This is a genomic window from Streptomyces sp. Sge12 (genome assembly GCF_002080455.1).
Classification (GTDB): domain Bacteria; phylum Actinomycetota; class Actinomycetes; order Streptomycetales; family Streptomycetaceae; genus Streptomyces.
In genome coordinates this window covers 7,469,502-7,485,382 of record NZ_CP020555.1, presented here as the reverse complement: position 1 = coordinate 7,485,382, position 15,881 = coordinate 7,469,502, and the positions used below count along the sequence as shown (strand labels likewise).

Genomic DNA, 15,881 nt, shown 5'->3' with positions numbered 1-15,881 from the left:
CCCCGCCGACCCGGACGGACTCAGTTCGGGCGGCGGCTCAGCCGGCCCGGCCACCAGGACGCCGGGCCGATGTCCAGGACCAGGGCGGGGACCAGGAGCGAGCGCACGACGAGGGTGTCCAGGAGGACTCCGAAGGCCACGATGAAGGCGATCTGCGCGAGGAACGCCAGCGGGATGACCCCCAGCGCGGCGAACGTCGCGGCGAGCACCACCCCCGCGGAGGTGATGACCCCGCCGGTGGCCGTCAGCCCCCGGATCACCCCGTCGTGGACGCCGTGGCGCAGCGATTCCTCGCGCACCCGCGACATGAGGAAGATGTTGTAGTCCACGCCCAGGGCGACGAGGAAGACGAAGCCGTACAGGGGGACGGACGAATCGGTGCCGCTGAACCCGAACACGTGGTGGAACACGAGGGCGGAAACGCCCAGGGTGGCGAAGAAGTTGAGGGCCACCGTCGCCACCAGCAGCAGCGGCATCACCAGCGAGCGCAGCAGGGCCACCAGGATGACGAGGATGATGGCCAGCACCACCGGGACGATGACCTCGCGGTCCCGTTCGGCCGTCTGCTGCGTGTCGTGGGCCTGTGCGGTGAACCCGCCGACGAGGGCGTGCGCGCCCGGCACCGGATGGACCGCCTCGCGGAGCCTGACCACCGTCTCCTTCGCCGCCGCACTGTCCGCCGGGTCCTTCAGGACCACGTCGATCCGTACCCGGCCGTCCTTCTCGCCCCGCACCGCGGCCGAGTCCACGCCCCTCGTGCCTGCGGCGCGCTCGCGCACCTCGGCCTGCCGGTCGGCGGCGGCGATCACCACGGCCGGATTGCCGGCGCCGCCCGGGAAGTGCCGGCCCAGTTCCTTCTGCCCCGTCACCGAAGGGGCCTCGTTCACGAAGATCTCGTCCAGCGGAACACCGCCGGAGTGCAGGGTGGGCGCGAAGGCGGCGCAGGCGAGCAGGCCCGCCAGGGCCACCGCCCAGACCCGCCGGGGAGCCCCGCCGACCAGGGCGGCGATCCGGCTCCAGACCCCTGCCGAGCCGCTCCCGGCGGCAACGTGCGCCGGCCAGTAGGCCTTGCGCCCCAGCAGCACCAGCGCCGCCGGCAGGAAGGTGAGGGCGCTCGCCACCGCGCAGACGATCCCGATCGCCCCGACGGGCCCGAGCGCCCGGTTGTTGGTCAGGTCGCTGAGGAACAGGGCGAGCAGGCCCAGGGCCACGGTGGCGGCGCTGGCCACGACCGGACCCCAGGACTGCCGCAAGGCCGCGCGCATGGCCGCGTACCGGTCCTCGGTGTGCCCGAGTTCCTCGCGGAAGCGGGCGGTCAGCAGCAGGGCGTAGTCGGTGGCCGCGCCGATGACGAGGATCGAGAGGATCCCCTGGACCTGCCCGTCGACCCGGACCAGCCCCGCGTCGGCCAGGACATAGACGATCGCGCAGGCCAGGGAGAGGGCGAACACGGCGCCGATGATGATCAGAAGCGGCAGCAGGACGCTGCGGTAGACGAGCAGCAGGATCAGCAGGACGGCCGCCAGGGCCACGCCCAGCAGCAGCCCGTCGATCCCGGCGAAGGCCTGTGACAGGTCGGCCCGGGTGGCCGCCGGCCCCGTCACGTGGAAGGTGGTGGCCGCGACCCGGTCGCCGGCCTCACGGATCTCGTCGACCGCGGCGGGCAGTTCGTCGCCCAGAGCGGGGTCCAGGGGTACCACCGCCTGCAGCGCCCTGCCGTCGCGGGACGGCACCACCGGGGAGGCCGGGCCGGCGATCCAGGGGCGGCCCGCCAATGCGGCCAGTGCGGCCTGCGCGGAGGCGGTCGTGGCCGGGGTCACTCCCGCGGCGCCGTCCGCCGTCCAGACCACCACGGCCGGCAGGGACTCCTCCTGCCGGAAGGCGCCCTGGGCCTGTGCGACCCGGGTGGATTCGGCGCTGCGGGGCAGGAAGGCCGCCTGGTCGTTGGTGGAGACCTCCCCGAGCCTGCCCGCGTAGGGGCCGAGGCTCCCTCCGACGCCCAGCCAGACCACGAGGAGGAGGACGGGCAGCAGCCACCGGGCCGGTCGGGGCGACGTGCGCATGATGCTCCTGGAAACGGGTGCGGGTGGACCGGGAAGGCCCGGGGAGGGGCCGGGAAGCCATCGGGTGCTCCCCCCGGTGCGGGGGCCCACCTTCCGGGTGCGGGCGCCCCAGGGGCAACATGCAGCGTTTCTGCATCACTTCCCGGCCTGACACGCCCCGGCGCCCCCGAAATCCTCTCGAACCCTCTCCGAACGCGTCGGGCCGCACCGGCCTGATCCAGGAAATCCGGGGCAGACGGCGGGGTGAGGAAGGAGGTGCCGGATGCCTGGCATTCATACGTGGCTCGGTCGCGTGAAGGACGGCGCCGCCGCGCTCGGGGAGCGTCGTACGCAGGTACAGGCGCGGCACGAGGCAGAGCTGCTGGCCGAGCGGCAGCGTGTCGCGGAGGCCCGCCGGGGCCGTCCGCGCAACCCGGACCCCGCCCGGGCGGTGCCCTGGGGCGTACGGGTCGCGGCCGAGGCCGGCTGGCGGTTCCTGGTGCTCGCGGCCACCCTGTGGGTCATCATGCGGGTGATCGGCTCGGTCAGGCTCGTCGTCCTCGCCTTCGCGGCCGCGCTGCTGATCACCGCCCTGCTGGAACCGACGGTCTCCCGGCTGCACCGCGCAGGGCTCTCACAGGGGCTGTCCACGGCCCTCACCGCGCTCTTCGGGTTCGTCGTCCTGGGGCTGATCGGCTGGTTCGTCGTCTGGCAGGTGCTCGACAACCTCGACACTCTGTCCGGGCGGCTCCAGGAAGGCATCGAAGAGCTGAAACGATGGCTCCTCGACAGCCCCTTCCATGTGACCGAGCAGCAGATCAACGATGTCGCCGGCAGCCTGAGCGATGCGATCGGCACCAGTACCAGCGAGATCACCTCGACCGGGCTCCGGGGCGTGACCGTCCTGGTGGAGATCATCACCGGCATGCTGCTGGCGATGTTCTCGACGCTCTTCCTGCTGTACGACGGCAGGCGCATCTGGCAGTGGACGCTCAAGCTGGTCCCCGCCGCCGCCCGGCCCGACGTCGCCGACGCGGGCCCGGCCGCCTGGGGAACCCTGACCGCCTATGTCCGCGGAACGCTGATCGTCGCCTTCATCGACGCCCTGTTCATCGGCCTCGGCATCTACTTCCTGGGCGTGCCGCTCGCCGTCCCCATCGCCGTGGTGATCTTCCTGGCCTCGTTCGTGCCCCTCGTGGGTGCCGTCGCGTCCGGAGCTCTCGCCGTGGTCGTGGCACTGGTCACCCAGGGGGTGTTCACCGCGCTGATGACCCTGCTGGTGGTGCTCGTCGTCCAGCAGATCGAGGGCCACGTGCTGCAGCCGTTCATCCTCGGCAGGGCCGTACGGGTCCACCCGCTGGCCGTGGTCCTGGCCGTCGCCACCGGCGGAGTGGTCGCCGGCATCGGCGGAGCGGTCGTCGCCGTCCCGCTGGTCGCCGTGGCCAACACGGTCATCGGGCACCTGCGCGCCAACGGCGGGGACGACGAGCCGGCGCAGGACTCCCCCGAGGCGGTCGCCGAGGAGCGGGTGGATCCGCCCTCGGCGCCCGACCGGGACCCCGCCTGACGCGGCACCCCGCCCAGGGCGCACCGGTCGAACGGTGAGCGGGTGCGACCGGTCGCACTCGGTCGCACCCGCTCCCGTTCGCCGTACTCGTCCCGCTCGCTCAGCGCGTGGTCACCAGCAACCGGGCCGACCCGTCGGGCCGGCCGGCGAGCGCGACCCGGTCGCCGGGGAAGCTCCCGGCGCCCTTCGGGCCAGGCACCGGGCGCCAGGGCGCCCACGCGCCGTTGCCGTCGCGGACCGTGTGCCAGACGTTGCCGTCGAGGCCGACGGCGAGCAGCCGGCTGTTCCCGTCCGGCAGGCCGGTGAGGGCGATCGCGCCGGCGCCCATCCGGGCGGTGGACACTCCGGGCGGCCCGCTCCAGCCCTGCCGGGAGCCGTCCGCTCGCAGGACGGTGTGCCACACATTGCCGTCGAGGCCGATCGCCGCGATCTGGCTGTCGCCGCCGGGCAGCGCGGCGATCGCCGGGGCGGATCCGCGGAAATCGGGGGCGCCGACGCCCGCCACCACCGTCCAGCCGGTCCAGGAGCCGTCCGCCCGGCGGGTGCCCAGCCGCATCCGGCCGTCGTCCCCGAAGACCAGGAACCGGGCCGAGCCGTCGCGCATGCCCGACGCCGACACTTCCGCGATCCGCAGGAGTCCGCTGCCGCCGTCCCCCGCCACCGAGGACCAGCCCTGCCAGGACCCGTCCGCCCGGCGGATGTTGTGGTAGGCGTGGCCGTCGTTGCCGACGGCCATCACCTGCGCCGAGCCGTCGGGCAGGCCGGTGATCGAGAACTCGGGCCCGCTGAAGGCGGCAGCCCCGCCCACCCCCGCCATAGGGGCCCAGCCCTGCCACGCGCCGCCCGGTGACTGGACGTTGTGGTAGAGGTTCCCGTCGAGACCGCGTCCGAGGATCTGGGTGCTGCCGTCCGGCAGGGCGGCCACGGATTCCCGCGCGCCGGCGAACCGGAACGAACCGCCGTAGCCGGCCAGCGGCGTGGGCGCGCTCCACGACCCGTCGGCGCCGATCTCCGCGCCGTAGAAGGTCCGCGCGGTGGTGGGCGGCGTGTTCTGGGCGATGATCCCGCGCTGGAGCTCCCCGGCGCGCAGCCCCGAACCGTCCTGGTTGACGTCGTCGGTCATGACGATGTTCATGTTCTCGGCGATGTTGGAGGTCCCCCAGTCGCCCATCAGCTTCGCGAGCACCAGCGGGTTCAGCTGGTGCTCCAGGTGAAGGAGGTACTGGTCGGCCACCGACGAGGGGACCGCCCCGATCTTCTCCAGTGCCTGCGCGAGGACCAGGTCCGGGATCGACAGCGAGGGGTCGATGATCTCCTGGAGGACGAAGAACTTCCCGGTGTCCGCCGGGGCCGGCGCCCGGTCGAGGACCTGGTCGCCGCGGCGCAGGACGGCGTCGAAGTTCTTGCGCAGGGTGTGCGGGTCGAACAGGGCCTTCACGTAGTCGGTCCAGGCGGTGTCCGCCTGCACGTAGCTGCCCCGGTAGGTCTGCGAGCCGGGTCCCCAGGCCCACGGCCGGCCGGTGGTCGCCATGTCGTCGATGAGCACCACCCGCTTGCCGGCGGCCAGGAACCGGTCGTACGTCGACGTCGGGCTCAGCGATCCGTCGGCCAGGTACGGGTGTCCGGCGCCGCCGCCGATCGCGGCCGCCAGCGCGGAGACGGCCTCGCTGTTGTCGGCGCGCGCGGTGTCCGGCGCGGCGGCCGTCGACAGCCGGATGATGACGACCTCCTGCGGGTGCGACCGGATCCACTCCGCGATCCCGTTGACCTCGCCGCGCACCACCCCGCCGCGCCCGTCCGGCACGTCGAAGAACTGGCTGCCCATCGGACCGCCGTGGTAAGTGAACCACCGCCCGCCCTGCTTGCACAGGCGCAGGTCGAAGTAGCGGGCACCGCCGCTGAGTTGGTCGACGATGGTGCCGCTCTGGGTGCGGGACAGGCTCGCCGCGATCGACGGGAACCGGTTCGCGAGGCCGGCCTGGTCGCCGTGACTGCACACCCCGCTGTCGCGGGTGATGCTCCAGGACCCCGAGTCGTGGCTGCCCGGCATCACGATCCGGTTCAGCGGACGGTCGCCGAGGACCGCGCGCAGCCCGCCCATCCAGCCCGCCAGATCCACGGTGGCGGCGGTGGCCGGCGCTGCGGGTGCTGCGGGTACTGCGGGTGGTGCCACGGGCGCTGCCGGGGCCGCCGGTACGGTCCTTGTGGCGGCGGCCGCCGGGCCCGTGGTCGCCGCGGGGACGCCCGCCGCGACCGTACCCAGTACCGCGATCAGCGACCCGGTGGCCAGCCGACTGCGCAGGGCCATGTCAGTTCCCGCTCTCTGTGGTGGACGGCGCGGGGGTGCGCCCGTACGACCGGACCAGCGCGAGGTAGTCCGCCGCCAGGCGGTGGCAGTCACCCGGCCAGCGTGCGGAGACGTAGTTGCCGTCCCGCACGGTGAAACCGCGTCCGGGGCGCGCCGCCGTGTCCCGGACCGGCAGCGGCGGGCCGGCCAGGAAGTGGCCCGGATCGGCGAGGGCCGCGGTGACCTCCGCCTGGACGGTTGCCGGGTAGGTCCGGTAGTAGCCGCCCAGCCACAGCCGGGTCAGGTTCCAGGCGGTGAGTTCCAGCAGCGCGGTCAGGGCGGTGGTCCGCCGCCCGTGGAGCACCGACCGCCCGGTCGTGGGGTCCTTCGCCCGCGCGGCCAGCAGCACCCCGTGGCACACCGCTCCCACCGGCAGCCCCAGCAGGAAGACCCGGGCGAACAGCCGCTGCGCGGCCGTGTCCTCCAGCAGCGTGCGCATCCCCTGCGCGTGGCCACCGGGTACGAACAACCCCGTCAGGGCGGCCGGATCGACCTCGGCGTAGGACAGCGGGGCGCGGAACCAGGGGTCCTCGGTCAGCCGCCGGTAGGCCGCCAGCTCGGCGCGACGGGTCATCAGCCACGGGGAGAGCCAGGAGAAGCCGGTGTCCGTCAGCCGGCGGTCGGCCAGTGCGACCCGCCCGTCGGGCGTCGCGAACCGTACGTCGTACCCGGCGTCCCGCAATGCGGCCCAGGGCACGGCCGCCTCGGTCGGGTCGTAGCCGGACGAGGGCAGCAGAAAGACGATCAAAAGGTGCTCCTTCGGGTGCGCATGCGGCGAACCGGCCGCGTGCCGGCAGGTCTGCGCGTCTACGGGTCTGCGGGTCCAACGGGTCCATGGGCCCAACGGGTCTGCGGGCCGGCCTGCCGCAACGGGCAGCCCGACCCTAGGAGCGCCGCGGGTCCCGGTCATTGACCCTGGCGGCCACCTCGTTGACTCCCCGGCCCGGCCGCCGGTTGACGGCGGGCCGCGCCCGGCATTGACTGACCGCCATGCCCAGCATCGAGCCGTCCACCGTCGCCGCGGCCTACGCGCGCGCCGTCCTGAACGCCACGGCGGACGGCGCCGACGGCACGGCCGCGGCCGATGCCTGGGCCTCGCCCGTGGAGCGGCTCCCGTTCACCGAGGTGCGCGCCCTCTGGGACGCGGTGATCGGCACCCACGGCGGCGACCCGCACGCCGGTCTCCGCGTCGGGGACGGGATCAAGCCGGGCAGCCTGCACGTCCTCGGCCACGTGGTGCTCACCTGCGCGAGCCTCGCGGAGGCCGCCGAAGCGGCCGTCCGCTACCACCCCCTGGTCAGCCAGGCCGGCACGGTCTCCCTGGAACGCGGCGGCGAGGCCACCCGTATCCGGTACCGGCCGACCGTCGACCCCGCCACCATGCACCCCCAGCAGGTGGAGGCGATCATCGCCGGCATCGTGCGGGCCGCCCGCTGGGTCGCCGGCGACGACTGGGCGCCGCTGTCGGTGTCCTTCACCCACGCCCGTGCCGGCTCCGCCGAGCCGTATGCCCGGATCCTCGGCTGCCCCGTCACCTTCGACGCCCCCGAGAACGCGCTCACCGTCGCCAACCGCGACCTCGACCGGCCCCGCGCCCCGCACGACCCCGAACTCGGCGCCCTGCACCGCGCCTACGCGGACCGGCTGCTGCGCGAGCTGTCGACCGCCGTCACCCTCGCCGAGCGGGTCCGGCAGTGGCTGGAGCACGCCCCGCTCGACGGCACCGGCCTCGCCGACGCGGGCCGGGGCGTCCACCTCAGCCCGCGCACCCTGCGCCGGTCCCTCCAGGAGGAGGGCACCTCCTGGAGGGCCCTCCTCGACGCCGCTCGGCACCGCCGGGCCCGTCTGCTGCTGGAGACCACGGACCTGCCGCTCGACCGGCTCGCTCCGCTCGTCGGCCTGAGCGGAGCCACGGCCCTGGTCCGCGCGTTCACCCGGTGGGAGGGCATCACCCCCGGCGCCTACCGGGCCCGGAGCGCTGGCTCCGGCTCCGGCTCCGGCTCCGGCTGAACACGGTCACGGTCGGGCGGGCCCCGCCGCCCCGGAGGCGCAGGAAGGGCACAACCCGCGGTAGGTGACCTCGACCGCGGACACGACGAAGCCGAACCGCTCCTGCGGTGGCAGATCGGCCGGCACACCGGTCGCATGGACGTCGCGGATGAGGCCGCAGCTCGTGCACACCAAGTGCTGGTGCGGGTGGTGCGCGTTGGGGTCGAAGCGCTTCACCCGGCCCTGTACGGAGACCTCCACCACTTCCCCGATCGCGACCAGCTCGCCCAGGGTGTTGTAGACGGTCGCCCGGGCGATCTCCGGCAGCCGCTGCGCCGCGCGCGCGTGCACCTCGTCGGCCGTGAGGTGTACGTGATCGCCGTCGAGGACCTCCACGACGACACGCCGCTGGGACGTCATCCGCCAGCCGCGCCCCCGAAGTCGCTCCAGCAGGTCATTCATATCGGCTCACCTTTTCGGCTCGGCGGGACAACAGAACGTTAGCTCCGAATTCCGACTGTTTTCTACGCGCCCGCGCTCTGCGTGTTCTCGCGGCGGCAGGCCCTTCGGTGCGCGACCATACGGACGCGCCGACGCAAGCAGCCAGCAGAAGGAAACATCGACACAGGAAGAAGGACGGACGTGTCAGGCAGCGACAGCGAGAACCCAGTAATCGATGCCCCGACCCCCGCGCCGACTCGCCCCAGGTCGAATCGGGACTGGTGGCCGAACCAGCTGGACCTTCAGGTTCTGCACCAGAATTCGCCCTTGGCCGATCCGATGGGCGACGGTTTCGACTATGCGAAAGAGTTCGCGACCCTGGACCTCGACGCCCTGAAGCGGGACGTCTTCGAGGTGATGACGGCGTCGCAGGACTGGTGGCCCGCGGACTACGGCCACTACGGGCCGCTCTTCATCCGAATGAGTTGGCATTCCGCCGGAACGTACCGCATCGCCGACGGACGCGGTGGCGGCGGAGCGGGCGCCCAGCGGTTCGCCCCGCTCAACAGCTGGCCCGACAATGCGAGCCTCGACAAGGCGCGCCGCCTGCTCTGGCCGGTCAAGCAGAAATACGGTCAGAAGATCTCATGGGCCGACCTTTTGGTGTTCGCCGGCAACTGCGCCATGGAATCGATGGGTTTCAAGACGTTCGGCTTCGGCTTCGGGCGTGAGGACATCTGGGAACCCGAGGAGATTTTCTGGGGACCCGAGGACACCTGGCTCGGGGACGAGCGCTACAGCGGAGACCGGGAACTCTCGGGCCCCTTCGGTGCCGTGCAGATGGGATTGATCTACGTCAATCCGGAAGGGCCCAACGGCGACCCGAACCCGGTCGCCGCGGCCCGGGACATTCGCGAGACGTTCGCGCGCATGGCCATGAACGACGAGGAGACGGTCGCGCTCATCGTCGGCGGCCACACGTTCGGCAAGTGCCACGGTGCGGTCGGCGCCGACTACATCGGGCCCGAGCCCGAGGCCTGCCCGATCGAGCAGCAGGCCCTCGGCTGGAAGAACACCTACGGCAGCGGCACCGGCGCCGACGCGGTCACCAGCGGGCTGGAGGGTGCGTGGACCTCCGAGCCGACGAAGTGGGACAACGGGTACCTGGACAACCTGTTCCGGTACGAGTGGGAGCTGACCACGAGCCCGGCCGGTGCGCAGCAGTGGACGCCCAAGGATCCCGAGGCCCGGGGCACGGTGCCGGACGCCCATGATCCGTCGAAGCGGCACGCGCCGATGATGCTGACGACGGACCTCGCGCTGCGGATGGATCCGGTCTACGCACCGATCGCGAAGGGCTTCCACGAGAACCCGGAACGGCTCGCCGAGACGTTCGCCAAGGCCTGGTACAAGCTGCTGCACCGCGACATGGGCCCGATCTCGCGCTACCTCGGCCCGTGGGTCCCCGAACCGCAGCTGTGGCAGGACCCCGTCCCCGCGGTCGATCACGAGCTGGTAGCGGACGCGGACGTCGCCGCCCTCAAGCGCACGATCCTCGCCGCGGGGCTGTCCGTGCCCCAGCTGGCCGGCACCGCCTGGGCGGCGGCGTCGAGCTTCCGCGGCACCGATATGCGGGGCGGGGCCAACGGGGCCCGGATCCGGCTCGCGCCGCAGAAGGACTGGGAGGTCAACGACCTGCCCGAGGTGGCCGAGGCGGTGCGGGCCCTGGAGGGGATCCAGGAGGACTTCAACCGGGCGCAGTCCGGCGGGAAGAAGGTCTCGCTCGCCGACCTGATCGTGCTGGGCGGCTGCGCGGCCGTCGAACAGGCCGCGAAGAACGCCGGGTACGACATCGTGGTGCCGTTCGCACCGGGGCGCACGGATGCCACGCAGGAGCAGACCGATGTGGAGGCCTTCGCCGTCCTCGAGCCCGAGGCCGACGGGTTCCGGAACTACCTGCGGGCGGGCGAGAAGCTGTCGCCGGAGGCGCTTCTGCTGGACCGCGCCAGCATGTTGAACCTGACCGCCCCCGAGATGACGGTGCTCGTCGGCGGCATGCGGGCCATGAACACCGGCTTCCGGCAGTCCCCGCACGGGCTGTTCACGGACCGCCCGGAGGCGCTGACCAACGACTTCTTCGTCAACCTGCTCGACATGGGGACGCAGTGGAAGGCGTCGGAGTCGGCGGAGAACGTGTTCGAGGGCCGGGACCACGCCACGGGCGACGTCAAGTGGACGGCGACCGCGGTGGACCTCGTCTTCGGTTCGCACGCCCAGCTCCGGGCGCTCTGCGAGGTCTACGCGTCGAAGGACGCGGGAGAGAAGTTCGTCCGTGACTTCGTCTCCGCCTGGGACAAGGTGATGAACCTCGACCGGTTCGACCTCGCCTAGGCCGTCTCTTTCGGATCTTGTCGGATCAGCCCGGGTCGTCCGGTGCGGTACATCGCAAGGCGGAGGGGCGCCCGTGTACTGGACGTACTCGGGCGCCCCGACAACGCGGCGAGGTGCCGTGCCGGGCGGGCCGGGCCCGACAAGATCCGGAAGAGACGGCCTAGGCCGGTTCGACGGGCCGGCCGGTCGGTGACCGGCCGGCTCGTCCGGTTCCGGCGGTGGGCGGTTGGCCGGCCGGGGCCGGTGGAAGGGTAGAGACCGGCGTACGGTCGACCGGCCGGCCGGGCCCGTCCGGTGGGGTCCGTACGTCCTCGACGTCCTGACTCGAACGGGAGCCCGCCGATGCGCCTCTACGCACAGACCCCAGCACGTCGGAACCGCCAGGTGCTCGCGGACCTGATCGCCGTGGGCCTGATGGCCGCCGCGGTGTGGTTCGCCCTGGCCGTGCACGACGCGATCATGATGTTGGCCGAGCCGGGCCGCAGGGTGGAGAGTTCCGGCGACAGCCTCGCCGGCGGACTCGCCGACGCCGGCGACGCGGCCTCGAACGTCCCGTTCGTCGGCGACCTCCTGAAGAAGCCGCTCCAGTCCGCGGCCGACGCCAGTAGCGGGTTCGCGGACGCCGGCCAGTCGATGCAGGACGCCGTCGGCCAGCTGGCCACGCTGACCACGGTGGCCCTGATCGTCCTGCCGGTGGCCGTCGTCCTGCTGTTGTGGCTCCCCGCGCGCCTGCGCTGGATCCGGCGCAGCATCACCCTGCGGCGCCTGTTCGACGCACCGGGCGGCGCCGACCTGCTCGCCCTGCGCGCCCTGACCGGACCGCTGGGCGACCTCCTCTCGCTCCCCACCCCGCCGGGAGGCCTCGCCGACGCCTGGCGGCGCGGGGACGAGCGCGTCATCGGCGAGCTCTCGGAGGCCGCCCTGCGGCGGGCCGGCCTGCGGCCCTGACGGCCGTCAGCGGGCGTGGAGGCGGCGGTGTTCGAGGGCCGCGGCGAGGGCGTAGGCGCCGCCGCCCCCGAGGGCGAGGACCCAGTAGAACCCGGGGGCCGCGAGCGCGAGTGCCGCGGTGGAGGTGATGGCGAGCCAGACGCCGAGGCTGTAGTGCAGCACGTTGCGGCGTACGGCGCCCTCGGCGAGGTAGAGCAGGCCGACGACGAGTCCGGAGCCGGCCGGCCACAGGACGGACTGGAGTTCCGGGTGGTCGAGTACGGACGTCAGGCCGGTGACGGCGAGGAACAGTGCGGTGAACCCGATGATCCAGGCGGCGCCGAGCAGCTTTCCGGAGAGGATCTCCGGTGCGCCGGCCCCGTGCTGGGCCCGTAGGGCGGCGAGCGTGGCCAGGACGACGCCGGTCACGAGCCCGAGGCCGAGGAGTGCCATGGGCAGCCAGCCGGGCAGGTCGAGCACGGGCGCGGATCCGTGGGAGGCGGCGGCCGCGCCGTGGCCGAGGACGTAGGCGAGTCCGAAGCTGACGTAGGCCGCGCGGTTGTCGACCTCGCGGGGGCGGCGGGTGGGGTGGTCACGGACGACGGGCGGCGAGAGGGTGGTGTGGCTGGACACGGTGGAGACCTCCATCGGGGGGTGGGGGGTGGGGCGGGCGGGGTGACGGTCAGGCGGGCTGTTCGGCGCGTGCCTTGAGGCTGTCGAGCCAGCTCTGCAGGGAGGCCCGCAGGGCGGCGGTGAGCTCGTCGACCGCGGCGTCGACGGGGTCCCCGCTCCAGGACTCCTCGGTGCGGACGGTGACGCCGGCCCCGGACTCCTCGAAGGTCCACACGTGGATGCCGACGATGCCGTCGACGGTCCCGCCCCAGACGATCCGCTGTCCGGGGACCAGTTCGAGGACGGTGGAGGTGATCTCCAGGCCGTGCGTGAGCCAGGTGAAGCTGCTGCCGACCTCCAGCGGGCCGTTCAGCCGGGCCCGGTCGACGCCGTCGTTCCAGGCCGCCCAGTCGTCGATGTCGGTGTGCAGCTCCCAGACGGTCGCGGGAGAGGCGTCGATCACCGTCGAGAGGCGGACGGCGACGGGGGCCGTGGTGTCGATGGTGGTGTGCATGGATGAGTCTTCTTCGGGTGGCCGGGTCGCCGGATCATCGGGTTCCCGGAGGGATGGGCTGTGGATCAGACGTGGATCAGGCGGCGGGTGCGTGTTCGGTCGCCCGGCCCTGCGGGGAGGGCGTGGCCTCCGGGACGGCACGGCGGGAGCGGCGGAGCGGGCGGGTCAGCGGCACCGCGAGGAGCGCGGTGGCGGCCAGGACCGCGGCCGAGACCGCGAAGGCGGCCCGGTAGCCCGCGGTGAGGGCTTCCAGGTGGGGCTGATGGGTGGCCGCATGGGCGGTGACGGAGCCGGCGAGGGTGGCGAGGGCAGCGAGCCCGATCGCGCCGCCGACCTGGCGCGTGGTGTTGACCAGTCCGCCGGCCAGGCCGGTGTCCTGCCGCGGTACGCCGTCCACGGCGAGCGCGGTGAGCTGGACGAAAGCGAGGCTCAGGCCGAGGCCGACCAGGACGCTCGGTCCGAGGGCGTCGACGAGGTAGCTCCCGTCCGCTCTCATCCGTGACAGCCACAGCAGCCCCGCGGCCTCGGCGAGCAGGCCCGTGATCAGGGTGGCCGTGGTGCCGATGCGGGCGGCGATGCGGGGCGCGAGGATCGCGCCGAGCATGTTGGCGACGGCGAGGGGGAGTTGGCCCGCCCCGGTGGCCAGCGGGCTCATGCCGAGGACCTGTTGCTGGTAGAGCGGGAGGAAGAAGAACAGCGCGATCCATACGGATCCCAGCAGCGCCATCAGGAGATTGCCCGCGGCGACCCGGCCGGCCGTGAACAGCCGGGCCGGGACCAGGGCGTCGGGTCGGCGGCGTTCGACGAGGACGAAGACCACGAGCAGCGCGGCGGCGCCCAGGAGGGCGGCCAGCACTCCGGGGTCGGTCCAGCCCTGGGCGCGGGCGCTGGTCAGTGCCCACACCAGGCAGGTCAGGGCGAGGGTGACGGTCGCGGTGCCCAGCAGGTCGAACCGTCCGGAGCCGCGGGTGCCGGCGCGGGGTACGAGCGTCGCCACGGCGATGAGGACCAGCGTCGTGCCGAGCGCGACGGCGTGGAAGAGCCAGGGCCAGCCCCATGCCTGGGTGAGTACGCCGCCCAGCAGGACGCCGCCCGCGCCGCCCGCGCCGGAGACGGCGCCCCACACTCCGAGGACCCGGCCCCTGCCGGGGCCGGGCGGGAACAGGTCCATCGCCAGGGCGAGCGCGGCGGGTGCGATGGCGGCGGCGCCGATGCCTTGGAGGGCGCGGGCGGCGATCAGCAGGCCCGGCGAGCCGGCCAGTCCCGCCGCCAGCGAGGCTGCCGCGAACACGGCGAGGCCGGAGATCAGCACCCGGCGGCGGCCGAGCAGGTCGCCCGCCCGGCCGCCGGCGAGGAGCAGTGCGCCGAACGCCAGGCCGTAGGCGTTGACCACCCAGGTGGTGCCGCCGTCCGACAGGCCCACTCCGGAGCGGATCTGTGGCAGCGCAACGTTCACGATGGAGGTGGCCAGCATCACGGCGAACTGCGCTGCGGCCAGGGCGGCGAGTGCGGCCCCCTGGCGGGGTGGGGCACCGGGTTCGGTTTCGTTCTTCGTGCGTCCGAGGTTCATGGCGCACAGCCTCGTGTCGGGCGGCGTCCACAATCCATGCCCGACAGGGGCGGTCACTGTCCAGTCGTGTCCGCCCCTGTCCACTCGGCCTTGCCGGGTGCGTGCCTCAGGGCAGCGGCGTGAAGTCGCGCGAGGCGATGAAGGACGGGCGCCGGATCGGGGCCGCGAAGGGCTCCGCGGGCAGGTTGTCCACGCTGTTGAACACCAGGAAGACGTTGCTGCGCGGGTAGGGGGTGATGTTGTCCCCGGAACCGTGCATCGCGTTGCAGTCGAACCAGGTGGCCGATCCGGCGGCCCCGGTGAACTGCCGTATGCCGCAGGCGGTTGCGAACCGGGTGAGCGCCTCGGGGGTGGGCGTTCCGGCGTCCTGCATCTGCAGCGACTTCTTGTAGTTGTCCTTCGGCGTCGCGCCCGCGCAGCCGAGGAACGTGCGGTGCGAACCCGGCATGATCATCAGGCTGCCGTTGGTCGTGTGGTTCGGCGTGAGGGCGATGGACACCGATACCGTCCGCATACGGGGCAGGCCGTCCTCGGCGTGCCAGGTCTCGAAGTCGGAGTGCCAGTAGAAGCCGCTCGCGCCGAAGCCGGGCTTGGCGTTGATGCGGGACTGGTGGACGTACACGTCGGAACCGAGGATCTGCCGGGCGCGGTCCGCGATCCGCGGATCGGCGGCGAGGCGCGCGAAGACCTCGCTGATGCGGTGGACCTCGAAGACCGAGCGGACCTCGCCCGATCCCGGTTCCACGATGGCCCGTTCGTCGGCCCGCACGGCGGGGTCGCTCACCAGCCGGTCCATCTCGGCCCGGTACTCCTCGACCTCTTCCGGGCCGATCAGCTGCTCGGCGGCAAGGAAGCCGTCGCGTTCGAAGTCCTCCAGTTCGCGCGCCCAGAACGGTCCGGGGGTGCCGGGTTCGGACCACACGACGGGGTCCTTGCGGCCGATGAGGACTTCTTCGGAGCCCCGGGTCGGGTACAGGTCGGCGAGGGTGCGTTCGGAGACAGTGGTCATGGTGGTGCTTGCCTCTCCTCTCGGGGTCGGTGGGTTCCTGCGGGGTGGGTCAGACCGGGTCCGGCTCGGTGAGCAGCGGGTACACGCCGTTCTCGTCGTGGTCCTCGCGGCCGGTGACGGGCGGGTTGAAGACGCACAGGCAGCGGAACTCGCGGACGACGCGCAGGGTGTGGCGCTCGTGGCCGTCGAGGACGTAGACGGTGCCGGGCGTGATGGTGTGCTTCTCGCCGGTCTCCTCGTCGGTGAGTTCGGCCTCGCCCTCGACGCACACGACCGCCTCGACGTGGTTCGCGTACCACATGGACGTCTCGGTACCGGCGTACAGGACGGTTTCGTGGAGGGAGAAGCCGACGCGTTCCTTCGCCAGGATGAGGCGCTTGCTCTCCCAGGTGCCCGACGCCGCCCTGACGTGGCGGTCGGTGCCTTCGATGTCCTGGAAGGATCGGACGATCATGGTGGTGCTGCCTTTCGT

13 protein-coding genes are annotated in these 15,881 nt (G+C 72.8%); 4 read left to right on the top strand and 9 right to left on the bottom strand.

From position 1 onward, the window contains the following. Positions 1–20: 20 nt before the first annotated feature. Complete coding sequence (locus tag B6R96_RS33515) at positions 21–2,063, bottom strand: MMPL family transporter (RefSeq protein ID WP_081524592.1); 2,043 nt, start codon at positions 2,061–2,063, stop codon at positions 21–23. A 262-nt stretch (positions 2,064–2,325) separates the two neighbouring features. Here B6R96_RS33515 and B6R96_RS33510 point away from each other — a divergent pair, with 262 nt between their 5' ends. Beyond that, entirely contained in the window at positions 2,326–3,609 is a 1,284-nt protein-coding gene (locus tag B6R96_RS33510) for an AI-2E family transporter (RefSeq protein ID WP_081524591.1), read from the top strand. Positions 3,610–3,709: 100 nt separating this feature from the next. Here the strand turns inward: B6R96_RS33510 and B6R96_RS33505 are convergent, their stop codons facing one another. Together B6R96_RS33505 and B6R96_RS33500 are read right to left on the bottom strand one after the other, a co-directional pair. Beyond that, positions 3,710–5,917 carry a hypothetical protein gene (locus B6R96_RS33505; RefSeq protein ID WP_081524590.1) on the bottom strand — a complete coding sequence of 736 codons (2,208 nt, stop codon included), beginning with the start codon at positions 5,915–5,917 and terminating at the stop codon, positions 3,710–3,712. A gap of 1 nt (position 5,918) precedes the next feature. After that, positions 5,919–6,704: a type 1 glutamine amidotransferase domain-containing protein gene (locus B6R96_RS33500; RefSeq protein WP_081524589.1), complete on the bottom strand. Its 786-nt coding sequence runs from the start codon at positions 6,702–6,704 to the stop codon at positions 5,919–5,921. Between the two features lie 242 nt (positions 6,705–6,946). On the opposite strand from B6R96_RS33500, the gene B6R96_RS33495 reads away from it, so the two are divergent. Further along, entirely contained in the window at positions 6,947–7,966 is a 1,020-nt protein-coding gene (locus tag B6R96_RS33495) for an AraC family transcriptional regulator (RefSeq protein WP_081524588.1), read from the top strand. A 6-nt stretch (positions 7,967–7,972) separates the two neighbouring features. Here the strand turns inward: B6R96_RS33495 and B6R96_RS33490 are convergent, their stop codons facing one another. Then, complete coding sequence (locus B6R96_RS33490) at positions 7,973–8,407, bottom strand: Fur family transcriptional regulator (protein ID WP_081524587.1); 435 nt, start codon at positions 8,405–8,407, stop codon at positions 7,973–7,975. 180 nt (positions 8,408–8,587) lie between these two features. On the opposite strand from B6R96_RS33490, the gene katG reads away from it, so the two are divergent. Together katG and B6R96_RS33480 are read left to right on the top strand one after the other, a co-directional pair. Then, on the top strand, positions 8,588–10,777 hold the full coding sequence (katG, locus tag B6R96_RS33485; RefSeq protein WP_081524586.1) for a catalase/peroxidase HPI: 2,190 nt from the start codon (positions 8,588–8,590) through the stop codon (positions 10,775–10,777). Between the two features lie 342 nt (positions 10,778–11,119). Next, on the top strand, positions 11,120–11,725 hold the full coding sequence (locus B6R96_RS33480; protein ID WP_081524585.1) for a hypothetical protein: 606 nt from the start codon (positions 11,120–11,122) through the stop codon (positions 11,723–11,725). A gap of 6 nt (positions 11,726–11,731) precedes the next feature. On the opposite strand, the gene B6R96_RS33475 is transcribed toward B6R96_RS33480, so the two are convergent. From B6R96_RS33475 to B6R96_RS33455, 5 genes are all read right to left on the bottom strand, one after another. Then, positions 11,732–12,337: an ABC transporter permease gene (locus tag B6R96_RS33475; RefSeq protein WP_081525375.1), complete on the bottom strand. Its 606-nt coding sequence runs from the start codon at positions 12,335–12,337 to the stop codon at positions 11,732–11,734. 49 nt (positions 12,338–12,386) lie between these two features. Continuing rightward, on the bottom strand, positions 12,387–12,830 hold the full coding sequence (locus B6R96_RS33470) for an SRPBCC family protein (RefSeq protein ID WP_081524584.1): 444 nt from the start codon (positions 12,828–12,830) through the stop codon (positions 12,387–12,389). Positions 12,831–12,906: 76 nt separating this feature from the next. Then, the gene (locus tag B6R96_RS33465) at positions 12,907–14,400 is read right to left on the bottom strand and encodes an MFS transporter (protein WP_081524583.1); all 1,494 of its coding nucleotides are present in this window, start codon (positions 14,398–14,400) and stop codon (positions 12,907–12,909) included. Between the two features lie 106 nt (positions 14,401–14,506). Continuing rightward, the gene (thpD, locus tag B6R96_RS33460) at positions 14,507–15,409 is read right to left on the bottom strand and encodes an ectoine hydroxylase (RefSeq protein WP_081524582.1); all 903 of its coding nucleotides are present in this window, start codon (positions 15,407–15,409) and stop codon (positions 14,507–14,509) included. Between the two features lie 49 nt (positions 15,410–15,458). Next, a complete protein-coding gene (locus B6R96_RS33455; protein WP_030387828.1) occupies positions 15,459–15,863 on the bottom strand; it encodes an ectoine synthase in 405 nt (134 codons plus the stop codon). Positions 15,864–15,881: the final 18 nt, after the last annotated feature.